18 protein-coding genes are annotated in these 22,295 nt (G+C 62.0%); 2 read left to right on the forward strand and 16 right to left on the reverse strand.

From position 1 onward, the window contains the following. Nucleotide 1 precedes the first annotated feature (1 nt). The 16 genes from dnaE to rpsB form a co-directional block, all read right to left on the reverse strand. A complete protein-coding gene (gene dnaE / locus I6L39_RS01205; RefSeq protein ID WP_042075016.1) occupies nucleotides 2-3,481 on the reverse strand; it encodes a DNA polymerase III subunit alpha in 3,480 nt (1,159 codons plus the stop codon). 53 nt (nucleotides 3,482-3,534) lie between these two features. Next, nucleotides 3,535-4,125 carry a ribonuclease HII gene (gene rnhB, locus I6L39_RS01210; RefSeq protein WP_216990807.1) on the reverse strand — a complete coding sequence of 197 codons (591 nt, stop codon included), beginning with the start codon at nucleotides 4,123-4,125 and terminating at the stop codon, nucleotides 3,535-3,537. A gap of 80 nt (nucleotides 4,126-4,205) precedes the next feature. Then, complete coding sequence (gene lpxB / locus I6L39_RS01215; protein WP_209793909.1) at nucleotides 4,206-5,345, reverse strand: lipid-A-disaccharide synthase; 1,140 nt, start codon at nucleotides 5,343-5,345, stop codon at nucleotides 4,206-4,208. Continuing rightward, on the reverse strand, nucleotides 5,338-6,129 hold the full coding sequence (gene lpxA, locus I6L39_RS01220) for an acyl-ACP--UDP-N-acetylglucosamine O-acyltransferase (RefSeq protein WP_084202557.1): 792 nt from the start codon (nucleotides 6,127-6,129) through the stop codon (nucleotides 5,338-5,340). Before lpxA ends, lpxB begins: the two co-directional genes overlap by 8 nt. 2 nt (nucleotides 6,130-6,131) lie before the next feature. Next, nucleotides 6,132-6,554 (reverse strand): 3-hydroxyacyl-ACP dehydratase FabZ, encoded by a 423-nt coding sequence (gene fabZ / locus I6L39_RS01225; protein ID WP_223302594.1) that lies wholly within the window; start codon nucleotides 6,552-6,554, stop codon nucleotides 6,132-6,134. A gap of 63 nt (nucleotides 6,555-6,617) precedes the next feature. After that, nucleotides 6,618-7,637, reverse strand: a complete 1,020-nt coding sequence (lpxD, locus tag I6L39_RS01230) for a UDP-3-O-(3-hydroxymyristoyl)glucosamine N-acyltransferase (protein ID WP_042075018.1) — start codon at nucleotides 7,635-7,637, stop codon at nucleotides 6,618-6,620. A gap of 3 nt (nucleotides 7,638-7,640) precedes the next feature. After that, nucleotides 7,641-8,153 carry an OmpH family outer membrane protein gene (locus I6L39_RS01235; RefSeq protein WP_042074703.1) on the reverse strand — a complete coding sequence of 171 codons (513 nt, stop codon included), beginning with the start codon at nucleotides 8,151-8,153 and terminating at the stop codon, nucleotides 7,641-7,643. Nucleotides 8,154-8,301: 148 nt separating this feature from the next. Then, nucleotides 8,302-10,725 (reverse strand): outer membrane protein assembly factor BamA, encoded by a 2,424-nt coding sequence (gene bamA, locus I6L39_RS01240; RefSeq protein WP_042074704.1) that lies wholly within the window; start codon nucleotides 10,723-10,725, stop codon nucleotides 8,302-8,304. A 34-nt stretch (nucleotides 10,726-10,759) separates the two neighbouring features. Next, nucleotides 10,760-12,112 (reverse strand): sigma E protease regulator RseP, encoded by a 1,353-nt coding sequence (gene rseP, locus I6L39_RS01245; RefSeq protein ID WP_216990808.1) that lies wholly within the window; start codon nucleotides 12,110-12,112, stop codon nucleotides 10,760-10,762. 73 nt (nucleotides 12,113-12,185) lie between these two features. Continuing rightward, nucleotides 12,186-13,382 (reverse strand): 1-deoxy-D-xylulose-5-phosphate reductoisomerase, encoded by a 1,197-nt coding sequence (gene ispC, locus I6L39_RS01250; RefSeq protein ID WP_216990809.1) that lies wholly within the window; start codon nucleotides 13,380-13,382, stop codon nucleotides 12,186-12,188. Beyond that, entirely contained in the window at nucleotides 13,382-14,239 is an 858-nt protein-coding gene (locus tag I6L39_RS01255; protein WP_216990810.1) for a phosphatidate cytidylyltransferase, read from the reverse strand. The genes ispC and I6L39_RS01255 overlap by 1 nt, the downstream gene beginning before the upstream one ends. Before the next feature lie 27 nt (nucleotides 14,240-14,266). Continuing rightward, nucleotides 14,267-15,043, reverse strand: a complete 777-nt coding sequence (gene uppS, locus I6L39_RS01260; RefSeq protein ID WP_216990811.1) for a polyprenyl diphosphate synthase — start codon at nucleotides 15,041-15,043, stop codon at nucleotides 14,267-14,269. A gap of 72 nt (nucleotides 15,044-15,115) precedes the next feature. Next, the gene (frr, locus tag I6L39_RS01265; protein WP_042074717.1) at nucleotides 15,116-15,673 is read right to left on the reverse strand and encodes a ribosome recycling factor; all 558 of its coding nucleotides are present in this window, start codon (nucleotides 15,671-15,673) and stop codon (nucleotides 15,116-15,118) included. A gap of 95 nt (nucleotides 15,674-15,768) precedes the next feature. After that, nucleotides 15,769-16,503 (reverse strand): UMP kinase, encoded by a 735-nt coding sequence (pyrH, locus tag I6L39_RS01270; RefSeq protein ID WP_010673405.1) that lies wholly within the window; start codon nucleotides 16,501-16,503, stop codon nucleotides 15,769-15,771. Nucleotides 16,504-16,574: 71 nt separating this feature from the next. Continuing rightward, a complete protein-coding gene (tsf, locus tag I6L39_RS01275) occupies nucleotides 16,575-17,456 on the reverse strand; it encodes a translation elongation factor Ts (RefSeq protein WP_042074720.1) in 882 nt (293 codons plus the stop codon). Nucleotides 17,457-17,560: 104 nt separating this feature from the next. Then, nucleotides 17,561-18,289 (reverse strand): 30S ribosomal protein S2, encoded by a 729-nt coding sequence (rpsB, locus tag I6L39_RS01280; protein WP_042074723.1) that lies wholly within the window; start codon nucleotides 18,287-18,289, stop codon nucleotides 17,561-17,563. A gap of 359 nt (nucleotides 18,290-18,648) precedes the next feature. On the opposite strand from rpsB, the gene map reads away from it, so the two are divergent. Both map and glnD read left to right on the forward strand, forming a co-directional pair. After that, nucleotides 18,649-19,437, forward strand: a complete 789-nt coding sequence (map, locus tag I6L39_RS01285; RefSeq protein ID WP_216990812.1) for a type I methionyl aminopeptidase — start codon at nucleotides 18,649-18,651, stop codon at nucleotides 19,435-19,437. Nucleotides 19,438-19,501: 64 nt separating this feature from the next. Next, entirely contained in the window at nucleotides 19,502-22,144 is a 2,643-nt protein-coding gene (gene glnD / locus I6L39_RS01290; RefSeq protein WP_202211502.1) for a bifunctional uridylyltransferase/uridylyl-removing protein GlnD, read from the forward strand. Nucleotides 22,145-22,295: the final 151 nt, after the last annotated feature.

A 22,295-nucleotide genomic window follows, 5' to 3' on the forward strand; every position in this document is an offset into this window, starting at 1 on the left:
TCTAATCAAAAACCAATTCAACCCGCTCTCGTCCAAGCAGGACTCGCAAGTCATCTATCAGTTGATCGGTGGGCGTCACCCGCCACTCGGTACCGAGCGTCAATCGCACCCGGGAGCCGGGGCGACGATAGTTTACCTGAACCGGACAGACTCCGGCACGGGCGGGCTCCAAAATCTCGCACAAACGCGGGAAAAAGCGCTCGTCAATGCGTTGTTCATCGAGGGAAATCCGGATCGCCCTGGCGAAACGCTCCCTCGCATCGTTGATATCCAGCAATTCGCGGGCCGACATTTTAAGGCCACCGGAGAAGTCATCAAAGCTGACCTGTCCAGAAACCACTAAAATACGGTCTTTTTGCATCAATTCTTCGTATTTTTCCAGCGCTTCACTGAAGAGGGTCACATCGAGACGGCCGGATCTGTCGTCCAGGGTGAAGATCCCCATCTTGTTGCCGCGCTTGGTCACCATGCTGCGGGCCGCGATCACCAGCCCCGCCGCCGTGGTCACCGTATCCCGGGAGGTGGGATGCAGATCGCACAGCCGGCCCGAGGTGTAGCGCCGCAGCTCGCTGCTGTACTGGTTGATGGGGTGACCGGTCAGGTAGAGCCCGAGGGTCTCACGCTCCCCTTCCAGCCACACCTTGTCGGGCCAGTGGGGCACGTTGGCGAACGCCTTCTTGACGTCGTCGATCTCCTCGGTGAGCACGCCGAACATGTCGACCTGGCCCACCGCCTGTGCCTTGGCGTGTTGCTCGGCGGCGCGCATCGCCTCCTCCAGGGTCGCCATCAGGGCGGCGCGGTGGGGGCCGAGGCGGTCCATGGCGCCGGAGAGGATCAGCTTCTCCATCACCCGCTTGTTGAGCTTCTTGATGTCGACCCGGTTGCAGAAGTCGAACAGATCCCGGAAGGGGCCGTCCCGATCCCGCGCCTCCAGGATCGCCTCGATGGGGCCCTCGCCCACCCCCTTCACCGCGCCGATGCCGTAGACGATGTGGCCGTCCTCGTTGACGCTGAAGCGGTAGCGACCGGTGTTGACGTCCGGCGGTATCACGGTCAGCCCCATGCGCTGACACTCGTCCACCAGGGTCACTATCTTGTCGGTGTTGTCCATGTCCGCGGTCATCACCGCCGCCATGAACTCCGCCGGGAAGTGGGTCTTGAGCCAGAGCGTCTGGTAGGAGACCAGCGCATAGGCGGCGGAGTGGGACTTGTTGAAGCCATAGCCCGCGAACTTCTCCACCAGATCGAAGATCTTCATCGCCAGCTCGCCGTCGACCCCGTTCTTGACAGCCCCCTCCTCGAAGCCGGCCCGCTGCTTGGCCATCTCCTCGGGTTTCTTCTTGCCCATGGCCCGGCGCAGCATGTCCGCGCCGCCGAGCGTGTAGCCCGCCAGGGTCTGGGCGATCTGCATCACCTGCTCCTGGTAGAGGATGATGCCGTAAGTGGGCTCGAGTATGGGTTTGAGGCTCTCGTGCTGCCACTTCTCGTCCGGGTAGGAGATGGCCTCGTTGCCGTGCTTGCGGTCGATGAAGTTGTCCACCATGCCGGACTGGAGCGGGCCCGGACGGAACAGGGCCACCAGGGCGATCATGTCTTCGAAGCAGTCGGGTTGCAGCCGCTTGATGAGGTCCTTCATGCCGCGAGATTCGAGCTGGAACACCGCCGTCGTCTCGTAGCGCTGCAAGAGCGCGAACGACTTCTTGTCGTCGATGGGGATGGCGGCGATGTCGACCGGCGGCTTGCCCTCTTTGGCGAGACGCGGGTTAATCATGCCGAGCGCCCAGTCGATGATGGTCAGAGTGCGCAGCCCCAGGAAGTCGAACTTCACCAGACCCGCGTATTCCACGTCGTTCTTGTCGAACTGGGTGACCGGGTGGTGACCCTCGTCATCGCAATAGAGGGGCGCGAAGTCGGTGATCCTGGTGGGGGCGATGACCACGCCACCGGCGTGCTTGCCGGCGTTGCGCACCACCCCTTCCAGCCTCTTCGCCATGTCGATGAGGTCCTTGACCTCCTCGTCCTGCTCGTAGAGCTCCGGCAGCTTGGGCTCGACCTCGAACGCCTTGGCGAGCGTCATGCCGGGGTCGGGCGGAATGAGCTTGGAGATGCGATCCACGAAACCGTAGGCGTGGCCCAGCACCCTTCCTACGTCCCGTACCACCGCCTTGGCCGCCATGCTGCCGAAGGTGATGATCTGGGAGACCGCCTCCCGGCCGTACATCTCGGAGACGTGCTCGATCACCTCGTCCCGCCTGTCCATGCAGAAGTCGACGTCGAAGTCGGGCATGGAGACCCGCTCGGGGTTCAGGAAGCGTTCGAACAGCAGGTCAAATTCCAGCGGGTCCAGATCGGTGATCTTGAGGGCGTAGGCTACGAGCGACCCCGCCCCCGAACCCCGGCCGGGACCGACCGGGATGCCGTTGTCCTTGGACCACTGGATAAACTCCATCACGATGAGGAAGTAACCCGGGAAGCCCATCTGGTTGATCACCTTGAGCTCGATGTCGAGACGCTCGTCATACTCGGGGCGGCGCTCGGCCCGCACCGCGGGATCCGGGAACAGGAAGGCGAGCCTGTCCTCCAAGCCCTCTTTTGACTTCATCACCAGGAAGTCTTCGGTGGTCATGTCACCAGTGGGGAAGTTCGGCAGGAAGTATTCGCCCAGGCGCACCGTCACGTTGCAGCGCTTGGCGATCTCCACCGTGTTCTCCAGGGCCTCCGGGATGTCGGCGAACAGCTCGCACATCTCCTCCTGGCTGCGCAGGTACTGCTGCGGGCTGTAGCGGCGCGGACGGCGCTTGTCCATCAGGGTGTAGCCGTCGTGGATGGCAACCCGGATCTCGTGGGCGTCGAAGTCGTCGGCACCGAGGAACACCACCTCGTTCGTGGCCACCACGGGCACCTCGAACTCGGTCGCCAGGGCGACCGCCATATGGAGGTAGACCTCCTCGTCCGGGCGACCGGTACGCAGCAGCTCCAGGTAGTAGGCGTCGGGGAAGTGGTGCTGGTAGAAGGCGAGGCACTGCTCCACCATCTGGCGATTGCCCTTGAGCAGGAACTTGCCCACGTCCCCCTCCCGGCCGCCGGAGAGGACGATCACCCCCTTGGCGTGCTCGCCGAGCCAGGCCTTGTCGATGACCGGGCGTCCCTGCACGTGGCCACGCTGATAGCCCCGGGAGATGAGCAGGGTGATGTTCTGGTAGCCGTCGTTGTCCATGGCGAGCAGGGTGAGGCGGAACTGCTCGTCCCCGAGCTCGTCGCTCTGCACCCAGAAATCCGCCCCGACCAGGGGCTTGATCCCCTTGCCGTGGGCAGAGCCGTAAAAGCGCACCAGGCCGCACATGTTCATCTGGTCCGTCAGGGCCAGGGCCGGCATGTTGTTGGCGGCGGCGGCCGAGACGATGGGACCGATCTTCTGCAGGCCGTCGACCATGGAGAAGTCGGAATGCACCCTCAGGTGGATGAAGCGGGGATCGGCCATGGTCACGCCCTCTCATTGCGCAAGCAGAAATCGTTCAGACAGATCGGCATGGGTTATTCGATCCCCAGGGCGCGGCGCACCGGCTTGAAGCTCTGCCGGTACTCGGGCAGGGGCCCGCGCGAGGCCAAAATGGCGAGGTGCTCGGCGGTGGGATAGCCCTTGTGGCGGGCGAAGCCGTACTCGGGATGGCGGGCATCCAGCTCGGTCATCTCGGCGTCGCGGGTCACCTTGGCGAGGATGGAGGCGGCGCTGATGGCGGCCACCAGGCTGTCCCCCTTGACCACGGCGCGGGCCTCCATCGGCAGGGACGGGCAGCGGTTGCCGTCGATAAACACCAGCTCCGGCTGGACGGAGAGCCCCACCACGGCGCGCTGCATCGCCAGCATGGTGGCGTGCAGTATGTTGAGTTCGTCGATCTCCGCCGGGCTGGCGCGACCGATGGCCCAGGCCAGGGCCTTCGCCTTGATCTCGTCATGGAGGGCCAGGCGCTTCTTCTCGGAGAGCTTCTTGGAGTCTGCCAGGCCTTCGATCGGGTTGGCGGGATCCAGGATCACCGCGGCGGTGACCACGTCACCCACCAGGGGGCCGCGACCCACCTCGTCCACCCCGGCAATCAGCTTGTCTTGAGGAATATCGATCGTCATCTCACAGCCTTGAATCAAAACCGGCCCCGCAGGGCCAGTATCAGCACAACATCACGCCAAAAGCGCACATTCCAGCCCAACTAGCGGTCAAGCAGCGCCACCACCGCCTCGGCGGCCTGCACGTCGGCATTGCAGCGGATCTTCTCGTGCAGCTTGGTGAAGGTCGCGATGAGCTCGCTGTTGTCGTGCTCCAGCAGTTTGCTGACCTCTTCCACCAGATTGCAGGGGGTGCACTCGTGCTGGATGAGTTCGGGCACCAGCATCCTGTCCGCCAGCAGATTGGGCAGGGAGACGTATTCCGTCTTCACCAGCCACTGGGCCAGCCAGTAGCTGAAGGGTTTGAGCTTGTAGCCCACCACCATGGGTTTCTTCACCAGCATGGCTTCCAGCGCGGCTGTGCCGGAGGCGAGCATCACCACATCGGCGGCGATCATGGCCTCGCGGCCCTGGCCGTCCAGCAGCACCATGTCGAGATCCGGCGCCACCTCGGCCTTGATGGCGAGGAACTGCTCGCGCCGCTTCTGGTTGACCAGGGGCACGATGAAGCCGAGATCCGGGCAGTGCACCGTCAGGTGCTTGCACGCCTCGAGGAAGACCGGCGCCATGAAGGCCACCTCCGCATGCCGGCTGCCAGGCAGCACCGCCAGCCAGCGGCGGGCGGGATCGATGCCAAGCTCCTTGCGCACGGCGGCCTGATCCGGTACCAGCGGGATGTCGTCCGCCATGGTGTGGCCGACGAAGCGGCAGGGGGCATCGAAACGGTCGTAGAAGGCTTTCTCGAACGGCAGGAAGGCGAGCACCATGTCGGTGGCGGCCTTGATCTTGTGAATGCGGCCCTGACGCCAGGCCCAGACCGAGGGGCTGACGTAGTGGACCGTCTTGATACCGGCGCGGCGCAGTTTCAGCTCCACCCCGATATTGAAATCCGGCGCATCCACACCGACGAAGATGTCGGGGGGATTGGCGATGAAGTGGCGCAGCAGCTCGCGGCGCACCTGCAGGATGCGGGGCAGACGTCCCAGCACCTCGGCGATGCCCATGACGGAGAGCTCCTCCATCTCGAACAGCGCCTTGACGCCGAGAGCCTGCATGCGCGGCCCGGCGATCCCTTCAAACTGCGCGTCGGGGTAGCGACGCTGCAGCTCGCGCACCAGCCCTGCGGCCAGGATGTCGCCGGAGGTCTCTCCGGCGACTATGCCGATGCGGATGGGCTTAGGCACGGATGATCCCGCGCTCGTTGTCCTTGAGGAAATCCACATAGAGCTGGATGGCAGGCTCGGCCTGGGCCATCTCGCTCAGCACCGGCAGCACCTCTTCGATGGTCTTGCCGGAGCGGAAGATCTCCTTGTAGGCACGCTTGACGGCGGAGATCGCCTCGGCGCTGAAGCCGCGACGACGCAGCCCCTCGGAGTTGACCCCGAACGGCTTGGCATAGTTGCCGGCCGCCATCACGTAGGGGGGCACGTCCTTGTTCAGGGCGGCGCAGCCACCGACGAAGGCGTGGGAGCCGACACGACCGAACTGGTGAATGGCAGACAGACCGCCGAAGATCACGAAGTCACCGATGTGCACGTGGCCCGCCAGGGTGGCGTTGTTGGCGAAAATGCAGTTGTCACCGATGATGCAGTCGTGGGCCACGTGGACGTTGACCATGAACAGGTTGCCGCTGCCCACCTTGGTCAGGCTCTGATCCTGGGTGGTGCCGCGGTGCACGGTGCAGTTCTCGCGAAACACGTTGTTGTCGCCGATCTCGAGGAAGGTGCGCTCGCCGGCGTACTTCTTGTCCTGGCAATCCTCACCGATGGAGGTGTGCTGGAAGATTTTGTTGCCGCGACCTATCCTGGTCGGCCCCTTGATCACCACATGGGAGCTCACCCAGGTGTTGTCGCCGATTTCCACGTCGGCACCGATGACGGTGAAGGGACCGATCTCGACCCCTTTGCCGATGACGGCAGACTCATGGACGATGGCGGTATCGTGGATGATGGCAGTCTGGTCGATCACGGTTACACCTCGCGTTTGGCGCACATCAGTTCGGCGGTACAGACCACTTCACCGTCGACGGTGGCGACACCGGTGAACTTGGCAATGCCGCGGCGCTCCTTCAGAAACTCTACGTCCAGCACCAGCTGATCGCCAGGGCCGACCGGGCGCTTGAAGCGGGCGTTGTCGATGGAGGCGAAATAGTAGAGCTCGTTGGGGGACGGCTTGCCCACCATGGTAAAGGCCAGGATACCGGTCGCCTGGGCCATGGCCTCCAGGATCAGCACGCCGGGGAACACCGGCTTGGCCGGGAAGTGGCCCTGGAAGATCGGCTCGTTGAACGAGACGTTCTTGATGGCGCGCAGGGTCTTGCGTTCATCGCTGATCTCGTAGTTTTCCACCTTGTCCACCATCAGGAAGGGATAACGGTGGGGCAGCAGATCCATGATTTCCTGGATGCCCAGGCTCTTCTTTTCAGTAGTCAAAACAGTACCCTATACCAATCGTGATTATTCTTGATCCAGCTTTTTCTCAAGTCGGCTCAACCGCTTGTGCATCTCTTCGATACGCATCACCCGGGCGGCGGTCTTGCGCCACTCTTTATTGGTTTGCAGGGGGATGCCGGAAGAGTAGATACCGGGCTCTGTGATGGGTCGCATCACCATGGCCATGCCGGTGACGGTGGCCTGATCGCAGATCTCCATGTGCCCGTTGAAGACGGAGGCGCCGCCAATGATACAGTATTTGCCGACCTTGAGACTACCGGCCATCACGGTGGAGCCCGCCACGGCGGTGCCGTAGCCGATCTCGACGTTATGGGCGATCTGGCACTGGTTGTCGATGATGACGTTGTCGGCGATGCGGGTATCTTCCAGCGCACCGCGGTCGATGGTGGTGCAGGCACCGATCTCGACCCGGTTGCCTATGGTCACGCCACCGAGCTGGGGGATCTTGATCCACTCGCCACGCTCGTTGGCATAACCGAAACCGTCGGCCCCGATCACGGTCCCGGCTTGCACCAGACAGTCCGTGCCCAGGGTCACGTTGTGATAGAGGGTGACGTTGGCCCACAACCGGGAGCGTGCTCCCAGTCGGGTGTTCTGGCCAACGAAACAGCCCGGGCCGATGCGGACATCATCCCCCAGCACCACGCCGGATTCGATGACCGCATTGGCGCCGATGGCCACTCTCTCGCCCAGTTGCACGTCCGCCGCGATGACGGCGCTCGGATGGATATCCATGGCCGGCTGCGGGGTGGTGTCCAGCAGTTGGGCTACCCGGGCAAAGCCCACGTAGGGGTCCTTGAGCACCAGGGCATTGGTGGGACAAAACGGCAGGTCTGCCTCGGTGATGAGCACGGCGGTCGCCTTGCTCTGCTCCAGGAAATGCCGGTACTTCTTGTTGGACAGGAAGGCGATCTCCCCCTCCCCGGCTTTTTCCAGTGTCGCGACCTTGCGAATTTCCCGGGTCCCATCCCCATGGACCTCGGCCCCCAGTTGCTGGGCCAGCTGTGCGAGAGTAAATGCCATCAATTAGTTGCTCTTGCTAACCTGAGAAATGACCTGGCCGGAGATGTCCAGCTTGCTGGCGGCATAGGGCGCGGCGTTGCGCTCCAGCACCAGATCGTAGCCATTGCTCTTGGCGATGGCATCGATGGCAGCCTGTACCTTGGTCAGGATCTTGTTGCGCTCTTCCGCCTGACGACGGCCGTTGTCCTGCTCAAACGCCTGACGCTTCTGGTTGAACTCCATCTGCAGCTTGGCCAGCTTCTCCTGGCTCTGCTTCTTCTGCTCGGCGCTCATGAAGGCTTCGTCCTTCTTGAACTTCTCGACCAGCGCCTGACCATCGGACTCCAGCTTCTGCAGCTCGCGCATGCGCGGCTCGAATTCGCCTTTCAGCTTCTTGGCAACGGCTTCACGCTGGGGCAGCTTCTGGAAGACTTCGCCCATGTCGACCACGGCAATCTTGGTCTCAGCCCAGGCGGAGCCCATGCCGGCAGCCATCAGTGCAAAACTCAAACCAGCTACTTTCAACGCTTTATTCACACTTACTCCTTGGTCCCTCGGTCGAGGGCTACCTGATTTACCTGATTGTGCAAGCGATCCACAAGACCGTCTTGTTACCTGGTGAGGCACGCAAACCGCGCGACCCATCATGCTTCTCCCCCGCCGCAGCGGGGGTCGTCCGACCCGATTAGAAGGTACGGCCGATGTTGAAGGAGAAGACTTCGGTGTCGTCCCCTTCGTATTTCTTGATCGGTTTCGCCAGCACGAACACCAGGGGCCCCATGGGAGAGAGCCACTGCAGCGACAGACCGGTCGACACCCGGATGTTGGTGGGGTCGGAGTAGTCCATCAGATAGTTGCAGCCGCTGAAGCAACGGTTCTGGTACTGGCCATATTCGAAGGTGGTGTCCCACACGGTGCCCGCATCGACGAAGAAGCTAGTCCGCAGCTGGGGCTGGTAGCTTTCCGAGGCGAACGGCGTCGGCACTATCATCTCGAGGGACGCCACCGCCAGGGCATTGCCGCCCACCGAGCTGTCGGTGCCCTGGATGACGTCGTTGCCGCCCAGGTTGTAGTAATAGAGCGCCTTCGGCCCCACGGTGTTGCTCTTGAAGCCGCGCAGGGTGTCGAAGCCACCGGCATAGTAGTTCTCGAAGAACGGCAGCACGTGGTCGTAGTCGCCGTTGCTGCCGTAGCCGTTGCCATAGGAGGCGCGGGCCTTGGCCAGCATCACCCACTGGTGATCCGCATCGAACGGGAAGTAGTGGGAGTCTTCGGCGTTGAGCTTGAAGTACTGCAGATCCATGCCAGGTACCGTCACCTTGGCGTTCACCCGCTGACGGTCACCGGCGGTCGGGAACTGGCCCTTGTTGAGGGTGGAGCGGGTCCAGCCGGCGGTGACGTCCACGGTGTTGAACACCATGCGGTTGTCGCCGTCCAGGTTGGCCTGATAGACCTTCCAGAACTCGTCCACCTGCACATAGGGGTTGGGCTGGGAGAGCTTGTTGTTCTCGTAGCCCAGGCTGAAGTCAAGACGGTTGTTCTCGTTGACCGGGAAGCCGCTGGAGAGACGGAAGCCGATGGTGGTGTTCTCGTAGTCGACGATGTTGGCGTCGGCCGCGCTGAACTTGTTGTAGTAGAGACGGCCGCCCAGGCTGACCCCATCGACGGTGAAGTAGGGATCGTTGTAGCTCAGATCGATGTTCTTCGAGTAGTCGTTGGTGCTGGCGTTGATGCCGATCTTCTTGCCGGTCCCCATGAAGTTGTCCTGCTGCAGGCCCGCCTGCAGGCTCAGACCCGATTCGGTGCCATAGCCGATGCCGGCGTTGATGGACCCCGCGGGCTGCTCCTTCACCTTGAAGTCGAGATCGACCTGGTCGTCGCTGCCAGGCACCCGCTTGGTATCCACTTCTGCGGTTTCGAAGAAGCCGAGGCGGTTGAGACGGGTCTTGGACTGCTCGACGTTGTCGGAGGAGAGCCAGGTGCCCTCCATCTGGCGCATCTCGCGACGCAGCACTTCGTCCTTGGTGGTGACGTTGCCGCTGAAGTTGATGTTGCGCACGTAGACCCGGGGGCCCGGCTCCACGTTGACGATGAGCTCGACTTCCTTGGTCTCGTCATTGATCTGGGGGAAGGTGACGACTTTGGGATAGGCGTAGCCGTAACGGCCGAGGAACTTGGAGAGCACCTCTTCGGTGTGGGTCACCTGGCTCGCGGAATAGACGCTGCCGGCCTCGATGGGGATCAGCCCCTTCATCTCGCCGCCGCGATCGATGAGGTCGCCCTTGAGCTGGACGCCTGAGACCTTGTACTGGTCCCCTTCCTTGATGTTGAGAGTGACGTAGACCCCCTTCTTGTCCGGGGTCATGGAGACCTGGGTGGACTCCTGGGCGAAGCGGATGTAGCCGCGGTCCATGTAGTAGGAGCGCAGCACTTCGATGTCGCCGGCCAGCTTCTGCTTCTGATAGCGCTGATCGCCGGTGAAGTTCCACCAGGGCACGTCGTCCTTGAGGGAGAGCTGGGCCAGCAGCTTCTCTTCCGGGAACACCTGGTTGCCGACGATGTTGATCTGCTGGATCTTCGCCGCTTCCCCTTCCACGAAGGTGAACTTGAGGTCGACCCGGTTGCGCGGCAGCGGAGTGACGATGGCCTTGACCTTGGCGGAGTACTTGCCCACGCCGTAGTAGAAATCTTCCAGTCCCTTCTCGAGGGAGCTCAGCACGGTGCGATCCAGGGGATCACCGACCCGGATGCCGGAGGATTCCAGGCTCTGGGTCAGCTGCTCCTCCTTGATGTCCTTGTTGCCGGAGAACTCGATGCTGGAGATGGTCGGGCGTTCCTTCACCACGACCTGCAACACCTGGCCGTCACGATAGACCTTGACGTCCTCGAAGTTGCCGGAGGCATAGAGCTTCTTGATGGCGTTCGCCAGGGCCACGGAGTCGACGGAGTCACCAACCCGCACCGGCAGATTCAACAGGGCGGCGCCCAGGGTCACCCGCTGCAGACCCTCGACCTGAATGTCTTGCACCACAAAAGAGGCCGGGGCAGCCTGAGCCAGGAAGCTGGCCCCCAGCAGGCAACTCAACACCAATGCTTTTTTAACAGCCATTTTGTTCTTATGTGTCCTTGTTGATGCTCTGGCCTCAGAGGCGAGCGAAATCATTAAACAGCGCAATGCCCATCAGTAACATCAGAATGGCGGCGCCTATCCTGAACCCAACTTCCTGAATTTTTTCCGGTACCGGCTTGCCGGTGATCGCCTCGATGAGGAAATAGACCAGGTGGCCACCATCGAGAACCGGCAGGGGGAACAGATTGATGATCCCCAGGTTGACGCTGATGAGCGCCAGGAACCCCAGGAAATAGACCAACCCGTAATCGGCGCTGCTGCCGGCCCCCTTGGCGATGGAGATGGGGCCGCTCAGATTGTCCAGGGAGACGATGCCACCGATCAGCTTGCCAATCATGTCGAAGGTCAGGGTGATCAGGCTCCAGGTCTTCTGGACCCCATGCCACAGGGCTTGCAAAGGCCCATACTGTAACAGAGTTCGATACTCATCCGGTAATGGAACCAGTTGCGGCGACAGGCCGACGAAACCGACCAGCTGGCCTCTCACCTTCTTCACATCCGGGGTCAGGGTCAGGGTCAGATCGCTGCCCGCCCGCTCCACCGTCACCTGCAGCGGCTGCTCCGGGGATTGCTGCACCCGCTCGACAAACTGGGCCCATTCGGTGATGACTTGGCCATCGACGCCCTTGATGCGATCCCCGACCAGCAGGCCGGCCTTCTCGCTGGCGCTCGATGGCACCACGGCCTCGACCACGGGCAGCACCTTGCCGCCCAGCGGCACGATCCCCAGGCTGCCGATGGGGGACTCCTTGTCCGGATCGAACTGCCAGCCGGCGAGCTGCAGCGTCTTGTCCACCGCATAGCTGGTGTGGGCCGCCTTGAGCTTGAGCTGGACCGAATCGTCCCCCAGGTGGCTGATGAGGGCATAGGTCACGCTCTCCCAGTCACCGGTCTCCTCGCCACCGACGCCGACGATCTCCATGCCAGGCTCGATGCCGGCCTGGGCGACGATGGAGGCGGGGCGCACCTCGCCCACCACAGGTTTGACGCTCGGGACGCCGATCATGAACATCAGCCAGAAGGCGAACAGGGCAAACACGAAGTTGGCCATGGGGCCGGCCGCGACTATGGCCATCCGTACCCAGACGCTCTTGTGGTTGAAGGCGTACTGCTCCTCGCCCGGCTTGAGATCGTCGACCCGGCCGTCCAGCATCTTGACGTAGCCGCCCAAGGGAATGAGCGCCAGCACGTATTCGGTGCCATCCTTGCCGAGCCGGCGCCAGATCGCCTTGCCAAAGCCGATGGAGAAACGCTCCACCTTGACGCCGCAGCGACGGGCGACCCAGAAGTGGCCGAATTCATGGACCGCCACCAGGAGCCCGAGGGCGACGATGAAGGCGCCTATGTTCCACAGCAGGGTTCCCATCAGCCACGCACCTCGAGGTCATGACCAGTCCTGCGCAGAGCATGGAGAGAGGCACCTGGCCACCACAGTCCGTTCATACGGCAAGCTCCTTTATCAGTTGCTGGGCACGGACACGGGCCGCACCATCCAAGGCAATGAGATCCTCCAGAGAGCCTGCGGCACTCGTGCCCAGCGCGCTCATGACGGATTCGTTGACTCTGGCAATATCCATAAATCCAATCCGCTCTGCAAGAAAAGCCGCGACGGCCTCCTCGTTGGCGGCATTGAGGGAGGTGGTCGCCCCCTGCCCCTGCTGGCAGGCCGCGATGGCCAGCCGCAAGCAAGGATAGCGCTCGTAGTCGGGGCGAATGAAGCTGAACTCTCCGACACTAAAGAAATCCAAAGGTTCCACCCCGGACTCGATGCGAACCGGATAGGCCAGGGCATGGGCGATGGGGGTACACATGTCGGGATTGCCGAGCTGGGCCAGCACGGAACCGTCCTTGTACTGCACCATGGAGTGGATGACCGACTGGGGGTGGATCACCACCTGGATCTGTTCGGGCGCCGCGTTGAACAGCCAGCGCGCCTCTATGTATTCCAGCCCCTTGTTGATCATGGTGGCAGAATCCACCGAGATCTTGGCCCCCATGGACCAGTTGGGATGGGCCACCGCCTGGGCAGGGGTGACCTTGGCCAGCGCACCGATCTCGGTGTAGCGGAACGGACCGCCGGAGCCGGTCAGCAGGATCTTGCTGATGCCGGCGGCAGCCAGATCGCAGAAGCCCGGCTGGCGCTGGATGGTCTCGGGGAGACACTGGAAGATGGCATTGTGCTCGCTGTCGATGGGCAGCAGCTCGGCACCGTGCTCGCGCACCGCCTCCATAAAGAAGGCGCCCGACATGACCAGCGCCTCCTTGTTAGCCAGCAGGATGCGCTTGCCGGCCCGCACCGCGGCCATGGTGGGCGCCAGACCCGCCGCGCCGACGATGGCCGCCATCACGCTGTGGGCCTCGGGGTGAGCGGCCACTTCGCACAGGGCCGCCTGGCCACTGAGCACCCGGGTCGCAGAGCCATGGGCCTTGAGCCTGCCCGCCAGATCGCTGGCGGCGCCTTCGTCCACCATGACGGCGAAACGGGGGGAGAATTCGAGACAGTCGCGCAGCATGGCATCCACGCTGCGAGCCGCCGTCAGCGCCAGCACCTGCCAGCGCCCAGGATTGTGCCGCAGTACCTTGAGGGTGCTCTGACCGATGGAGCCGGACGCTCCCAGGATCACCAGGTTATGCATCAAAACTCCTGACCGAGCAACAGGTAGCTGAGCAGGAACACGGGCAGGGCCGCCGTCAGGCTGTCGATGCGATCGAGGATGCCGCCGTGGCCCGGCAGCAGGGTGCCGGAATCCTTGATGCCCGCTTCGCGCTTGAACATGCTCTCGGTGAGATCGCCGAGTACGGAGGCGAGCACCGCCAGCAGGGAGCAGATCAGCACGGCCGCCATCTTGGCCGGTACGAAGCCCATGAACCAGGTGACGCCGATGGCCAGAAGGCTCGCGGTGAACAGGCCGCCCAGCATGCCCTCTATGGTCTTGCCCGGGCTGACCGCCGGCGCCAGCTTGTGTTTGCCGAACGCCTTGCCGAAAAAATACGCGCCAGAATCTGCCGCCCAGACCAGCCCCATCACGAACAGCAGTATCCAGGCCCCCATCATGGGGTCGTGGTAGAAGTTATAGCCCCGGATGGCCACCAGGGACCAGAAGAAGGGCACCAGGGTCACCAGGCCGAACAGGGACTTGAGCCAGACGGACTCTCGCCACAACTTGGCGCTCTGCGGGTAGCGCAGCACCAGCAGCAGCCCCAGCAGCCACCAGCTGACCGCGGTCCAGAGCACGCCCATCACCAGTGGGTGCAGTTGAGGGATCCAGAGCTGCTCTACCGGCACCCAGAACAGGCTGGCCCCCAGCAGCAGACAGAACACCACCGACAGCCATTGCTGCGGCTGGGCGGTCACGAAGGCGCTCCACTCGCGGCTGGCCAGCAGAAAGACCAGGGCGGCGAGCAGGGCAAAGAATTTCAATGGCAGGAAAAACAGCGCCCCCAACACCAGGGGCACTAACAGTAATGCGGTAATAATTCGTTGTTTTAGCAAAAGAAACCTCTCTCTTGGGAGCGGGGTTTAGCCGGTCTGTTGCGCGGCGATCAGTTCCCGGATCTGTTCGCCCGTACAGCCGAAGCGACGCTCGCGAGTAACGAAGGAGGCAACCGCCCCACTGAACTCGGCCTCGTCGAAATCGGGCCACAGGACCGGGGTAAAATAGAGTTCAGCATAGGCAAGCTGCCACAGCACGAAGTTGCTGATGCGATGGTCCCCGCCGGTGCGGATCAGCAGATCCACCGGCGGCAGGTCGGCCATGCAGACCTCGCGCGCCAGCGCGGCCTCATCGACCGCCTCGGCATCCAGCTCGCCGGCGGCCACGGCACGGGCCAGCTTGCGGGCCGCCTGGGCGATGTCCCACTGGCCGCCATAATTGGCGGCGATGTTGAGGGTCATCCCCCGGTTGTTGGCAGTCAGAGCCTCGGCCTTGGCGATCCTGGCCTGCAGCCGCTCGCTGAAGCGGGCGGTATCGCCAATGACCTTGAGACGGATGCCGTTGCTGTGCAGCTTGCTCACCTCGCGCCCCAACACCGTCATGAAGAGCTCCATGAGCGCATTGACCTCCCCCTCGGGGCGGCGCCAGTTTTCACTGGAGAACGCAAACAGGGTCAGCGCCTCCATCTTGGCACGGGCGGCAAAGGAGACGGCCTCACGCACGGATTTCACGCCCGCCTTGTGGCCAGAGACCCGCATCTTGCCACGGTTCTGAGCCCAGCGACCGTTGCCATCCATGATGATGGCGACGTGACGGGGCAAGGACGAGCTGGCGCTATCGCCCAGCGCTGCCAAAAGCGACATTCATTTCTCCCACAAAGACAAAAGCGCCGTGCAGGGGCACTACACGGCGCTCGTAATATACCTGTCGGAGGCTTAGATTTCCATTAGCTCCTTTTCCTTCACAACCAGGGCGTCATCCACCAGCTTGATGAAGGTATCGGTCAGCTTCTGGATCTCTTCCTGGGCGCGACGGTCGTCATCCTCGGAGATCTCTTTGTCTTTCAGCAGGGCTTTCAGGTCGGCGTTGGCATCGCGGCGGATGTTGCGAATGGCAACCCGGGCGCCTTCGGCCTCGGCACGGACGATCTTGGTCAGATCGCGACGACGCTCCTCGGTCAGCGGCGGCAGCGGCACGCGCAGGGTCTGGCCGTTGCTGGACGGATTCAGGCCCAGATCGGAGGTCAGGATGGCTTTTTCCACCGCCTGGATCATGGAGCGATCGAAGATGGAGATGGAGAGGGTACGGGCATCTTCTGCCACCACGTTGGCCAACTGCTTCAGAGGAGTGGCAGCACCGTAATACTCCACCTGGATGCCGTCGAGCAGGCTCGGGTGAGCACGACCGGTACGGATCTTGGACATCTGGGTCTTGAGCGACTCTACGCTTTTGCCCATGCGGTCCTTGGCGTCGTTTTTAATCTCGTTGATCACAGTGGTTTTCCTTTTGGCGAACGAGCCGGCGGGCGGCCCGTATCTATCTTGTTGACTGGCGTAATGGACAAGCGAGCCTAGGGCTCACACTTGCCTTACTTGCTGGCCTGGTGGATCAGGGTACCTTCCGGCTCACCCATGATCACGCGGCGCAGCGCGCCCGGTTTGTTCATGTTGAACACCCGGATCGGCAGATCGTGGTCGCGGGCCAGGGTAAAAGCAGCAAGATCCATCACTTTGAGTTCTTTTTCAAGAACTTCATCATAACTCAGTTCCTGATAGAGCACGGCATCCGGGTTCTTGACCGGATCGTCGGTGAACACACCATCGACCTTGGTGGCCTTGAGCACCACGTCGGCTTCGATCTCGATGCCGCGCAGGCAGGCTGCCGAGTCGGTGGTAAAGAAGGGGTTGCCGGTACCGGCAGAGAAGATCACCACCTTGCCGGCGCGCAGCTGGCTGATGGCCTCTGCCCAGCTGTAGGAGTCGCAGACCCCCTGCAGGGAGATGGCCGACATCAGGCGGGCATTCACATAAGCACGATGCAGGGCATCACGCATGGCCAGGCCGTTCATGACGGTCGCCAGCATGCCCATGTGGTCACCCACCACGCGGTTCATGCCCGCCTTGGCGAGGCCGGCACCACGGAACAGGTTGCCGCCACCGATGACCAGACCGACCTGAACACCCAGCTCAACCAGCTCTTTGATCTCTTGGGCCATCCGTTCCAGCACCGCCGGATCAATGCCGAAACCCTCGGATCCTTGCAGGGCTTCACCACTCAACTTCAGAAGAACACGTCTGTATGCAGGCTTGGGATTGGTACTCATGTGACTGATTCCTGGTCATATAAAGACCGCGACATAAGTCGCGGTCTGGGGAAACGGAAAAACCGGTTCGATTAGGCCTTCTGAGCGGCCGCGATCTGGGCTGCTACTTCAGCAGCGAAGTCGGTCTCTTGCTTCTCGATGCCTTCGCCCACTTCGAAACGGGTGAAGGAAACGACGTCAGCGCCTTCTTTCTTCAGCAGCTCGGCAACGGTCATGGAAGGATCCTTCACGAACGGCTGACCAGTCAGGGAAACCTCACCGGTGAACTTCTTCATGCGGCCTTCAACCATCTTCTCGGCGATCTCTTTCGGCTTGCCGGAGTTGATGGCGATGTCGATCTGGATTTCGCGCTCTTTGGCAACGACTTCGGCAGACACGTCTTCCGGCTTGACGAATTGCGGGCTGTTGGCAGCGACGTGCATGGCCAGATCTTTGGCCAGCTCTTCGGAGCCACCGGCCAGCTTGGTGATAACACCGATGCGGGAGCCGTGAACGTAGGTGCCCAGGTTGTCACCTTCAACCAGCATCACGCGACGCAGGTTCATGTTCTCACCGATCTTGGCGATCAGGTTGGTGATGGTCAGCTCGACAGACTCACCGTTGCCGAAGTCGGCGGCTTTCAGCGCGTCAACGTCAGCGATTTTCTGGGTAGCGGCGATCTCGACGATCTTCTGACCCATGGCCAGGAAACCGGCATCCTTGGAAACGAAGTCAGTCTCGCAGTTCAGCTCGATCATGACGGCAACGTTGCCTTCGGTACGGGCGAAGATCACGCCTTCAGCGGCGATACGGCCAGCTTTCTTGGCGGCCTTGGCCTGACCGGATTTACGCATGTTTTCGATAGCCAGTTCGATGTCACCGTTGGCTTCTTCCAGCGCTTTTTTGCAATCCATCATGCCAGCGGCGGTGCGCTCGCGCAGTTCTTTTACCAGGGCGGCAGAAATGTTTGCCATGTCCAGTATCCTCGGTCTTGAATTGACAAGAAACAGGGGCCACAAGGGCCCCTGCTAACCAATTACATCAGCTTGGTTAATAAGGGCTTTGCAGTCCTTATCAATTACTCAGCTTCAACGAAGCCATCTTGTTCGGCTTGAACAACGATGTCCTGCTCACGGGCTTCCAGAACGGTGTCAGCAGCAGCGTTCAGGTACAGCTGTACGGCACGGATAGCGTCGTCGTTACCCGGGATGACATAGTCAACGCCGTCCGGGTTGGAGTTGGTATCAACGATGGAAACTACCGGGATACCCAGGTTGTTGGCTTCTTTGATAGCGATGTGCTCGTGGTCGGCGTCGACAACGAACAGAACGTCAGGCAGGCCGCCCATGTTCTTGATACCACCCAGGCTCTTCTCCAGCTTGTCCATTTCGCGAGTACGCATCAGCGCCTCTTTCTTGGTCAGCTTGTCGAAGGTACCGTCCTGGCTCTGGGTTTCCAGATCTTTCAGGCGCTTGATGGACTGACGAACGGTTTTCCAGTTGGTCAGCATGCCGCCCAGCCAGCGGTGGTTAACATAGAACTGGTCGCAACGCTCAGCGGCTTCTTTAACGGCTTCAGACGCGGCACGCTTGGTACCAACGAACAGCACCTTGCCTTTCTTGGCAGCTACGGAGCTGATGAAGTTCATGGCATCGTCAAACATCGGAACGGTTTTTTCCAGGTTGATGATGTGAACCTTGCTGCGGGCGCCGAAGATGTAGGACTTCATTTTCGGGTTCCAGTAACGGGTCTGGTGACCGAAGTGAACGCCGGCTTGCAGCATGTCGCGCATAGAAACTTTAGCCATTTTATACCTCTGTATTGGGGTTAGGCCTCCACACATCCCATGTAACCGACCCCAGAGGGGCACCCCGGTACAGGTGTCGATGTGTGTGTGTTGTTTGAGTAAGGGTGATGGTATGGGAAGACAAGTTCCCCATTCCGGCGCGCTTTATACCATAAGTTTGGTCACGACACCACCAGCCAGGGCGCTAAAAATGGATCCCGAACCAGGGTGCGACCGCCTGATGACGTTGCGATGACGATCACACTGGAAGTAAACGGGGGTTGGGGATAAAATTTCGCCCTGATTGCAAACGCATCTATTTTTCATTACCCGATTGCCGGACATCAACGGATGCGCGATCGGGCCCCAAGAGAGATCCCATGTCCATTAAAATCAAGACACCGGAAGAGATTGAAAAAATGCGCGTTGCCGGCCAGCTGGCCGCCGACGTGCTGGTCATGATCGCCCCCCACGTCAAGGCGGGTGTCACCACCGACGAACTGAACACCCTGTGCCACAACCACATCGTCGACGTACAGCAGGCCATCCCCGCGCCGCTGAATTACCACGGCTTCCCCAAGTCCATCTGCACTTCGGTGAACGATGTCATCTGCCACGGCATCCCCAACCACAAGAAGCTGCGCGATGGCGACATCATCAATCTGGACATCACCGTCATCAAGGACGGCTATCACGGCGACACCTCCGCCATGTTCATCGTGGGCCAGACCACTCCCCTGCGCCGCCAGCTGTGCAAGGTGGCCCAGGATAGCCTCTACGCCGCCATCAAGCGGGTGCGCCCCGGCATGTGCATCACCGAGATCGGCGCCGTGATCCAGCCCATCGTCGAGCAGGCCGGCTTCTCCGTGGTGCGCGACTACTGCGGCCACGGCATCGGCGCCGAATTCCACGAGGAGCCGCAGATCCTGCACTACCGCAACGGCGGCAAGCTGGAGCTGAAACCTGGCATGTGCTTCACCATCGAGCCCATGGTCAACAGCAAGAAGTACCACTGCAAGGTCAACCCGAAGGATGGCTGGACCGTCACCACCAAGGATGGCGGCGACTCAGCCCAGTGGGAACACACCCTGCTGGTGACCGAGGACGGCTGCGAGGTGCTGACCCTGCGCCCCGACGACACCATCGAGCGTTTTATCCGCCACGTTTGACATTCAACCCCGGCCGCACGCCGGGGTTGCTCTTTATCCGGCCAGACCGAGAGTGCGAGATGCCATGGATGCCAGCCTGCTTTCCCCCCACCTGTTGCCCGACGATCAGCTCACCCGCGACAACTGCAAGGAGTACCTCAGCCGCTTCCTCGCCTGGTTGCACGAACGCTTCGATGCCGGTGACAACATCATCGAGCTGGTGGCCACCCGCTCCGAATACATGGACGCCCTGCTGACGAGGCTGTGGCACAAGTTCGGCTTCGACAAGACGGAACTCACCCTCATTGCGGTGGGCGGCTATGGCCGGGGCGAGCTGCACCCCCACTCCGACATCGACCTGCTGCTGCTCTACGAAGGGGATGAACTGGACGAGGTGCTGGGGCTGCGCATCGGCGAGTTCATCACCCTCTTGTGGGATCTCAAGCTGGAAGTGGGACAATCGGTGCGCAACGTGGCCGAGTGCATCGAGCAGGGGCGTGCCGACATCACGGTCGCCACCAACCTCATCGAGGCGCGCTACATCACGGGTCGCCTGGCGGGGTTCGAACAGTTGCAGGCCGCCACCCAGCCCCAGCATTTCTGGCCGAGCGAGGCTTTCTTTCGCGCCAAGCGCGAAGAGCAGGCCCTGCGCCACCAGCAGTTCCTCGGCACCGCCTACAAGCTGGAGCCGGATCTCAAGAACAATCCGGGGGGCCTGCGCGACATCCAGACCCTGGCCTGGGTCGCCCGCCGCCACTTCGGCGCCACCACCCTGTTCGAGATGACCAGCCACGGTTTCCTCAACCGGGCCGAGTACCGCGAACTGCTCGACTGCCAGAACTTCCTCTGGAAGGTGCGCTTCGCCCTGCACATGGCCATCAACAAGGGGGACAACCGCCTGCTGTTCGACCGCCAGCGCACCGTGGCCCAGATGCTGGGCTTCGAGGGGGAAGGCAACGGCCCGGTCGAGCAGATGATGAAGCGCTTCTACCAGACGGTGCGGCGGGTGGCCGAGCTCAACGAGATGCTGCTGCAACTGTTTGACGAGGCGATCCTCGGCAACACCGCCATGGACGTGCGCCGCATCAGCGACGAGTTCCAGCTACGCGGTCGCCTCATCGATGCGGTGGATTCCGAACTGTTCGGCCGGGATCCGGCCGCCATCCTGCGGCTCTTCTACCAGATTGCCCAGCACCCGGAGATCGCCGGCATCCACTCCGCCACCCTGCGCCAGCTGCGCGAGGCCAGGCGCACCCTGAGCTGCTGGCTGCAGGATCTGCCCGAGTGCCGCCGCCTCTTCATGGCGCTGCTGCGCCACCCCAACGGCATCGGCCAGCCGCTCACGCTCATGCACAAGTACGGGATCCTCGCAGCCTACCTGCCCCAATGGAACCTCATCGTCGGCCAGATGCAGTTCGACATGTTCCACGCCTACACGGTGGACGAACACACCCACAGGCTGCTCCAGAACATCCATCGCTTCCCCAACCCGGCCAGCCGCCAGACCCACCCGCTCTGCCACGAGGTATTCACCCAGCTGCGAAAGCCCGAGCTGCTCAGCATCGCGGCCCTGTTCCACGACATCGCCAAGGGGCGGCGGGGGGATCACTCCGAACTCGGCGCCGTGGATGCGCTGGAGTTCTGCCAGTTGCACGGGCTGGATCGCTACGAGAGCCGGCTGGTCGCCTGGCTGGTGCGCCACCACCTGCTGATGTCGGTCACCGCCCAGCGCCGCGACATCTACGATCCGGACGTGGTCACCGACTTTGCCCAGAAGGTACGCGACGAATTACACCTCGATCTGCTCTATTGCCTGACCGTGGCGGACATCTGCGCCACCAACGACACCCTGTGGAACGACTGGAAGGGGACCCTGCTGCGGGAGCTCTACTTCGCCACCCAGAAGGCCCTGCGCCAGGGTCTGGAGAACCCGCCGGACATGCGGCTCAAGATCCGCGAGAACCAGCGTCAGGCACGGCAGATCCTGGCCCAGCGCGAGGTATCCCTGGATGCGGTCAACGCCCTCTGGAACGACTTCAAGGCCGACTACTTCCTGCGCCACAGTCCGGAGCAGATCGCCTGGCACTGCCGCAAGATCATCGCCCACGGTGACAACCCGGCCCCCCTGGTGCTCATCGGCAAGCACCCCATCCGGGGCGGCAGCGAGGTGTTCATCTATTGCCGCGACATGCCCAACCTGTTCGCCACCGTGGCCTCGGCGCTGGATCAGAAGAACCTGAGCATCCACGACGCCCAGATCATGAACTCGCGCAACGACTATGTGCTGGACACCTTCATCGTGCTGGAACCAAGCGGCGAACCCATCAGCCCCAACCGTACCGCCACCATCAAGAAGGCGCTGGAGAAGGCGCTGCAGGAGCCAGGCAAGCTGGTGCTGCGCAGCAAGCCCCTGTCACGGCGCCACCGCCAGTTCAGCGTGCCGACCCGGGTGGTGTTTCTGCCCCACAGGGGCGAAAACCGTCACACCCTGCTGGAGCTGACGGCACTGGATACCCCTGGCCTGCTGGCCCGCATCGGTGCCGTGTTCCAGCAGTGCGGCCTGTCGCTGCACGCCGCCAAGATCACCACCATAGGCGAGCGGGTGGAAGACTTCTTCAGCCTCACCACCCTGGCCGGGGAGCCCCTGAGCCAGGCCGAGCAGCAGGCGCTGGAAGAGCGGCTGGTCAATCAGCTCAACCCGCAGGAACCCGGCGAGGCGGAGGGCTGAACAGGCCGGACGAAGGTCCCATAAGAGCCTTTGTCTCGTATTAATTTTTCAATCATAACAAGTGGTTGGGCCACTCAAGCACAATAAACCGCCTTTCTTCTCAAGAAATCGGCGAGAGCCCTTAAAAACAATTGGAAAAGTGTGATACAAC

The sequence above is a fragment of the Aeromonas sp. FDAARGOS 1409 genome (assembly GCF_019048705.1).
In the GTDB taxonomy this organism is placed as follows: Bacteria; Pseudomonadota; Gammaproteobacteria; order Enterobacterales; family Aeromonadaceae; genus Aeromonas; species Aeromonas sanarellii.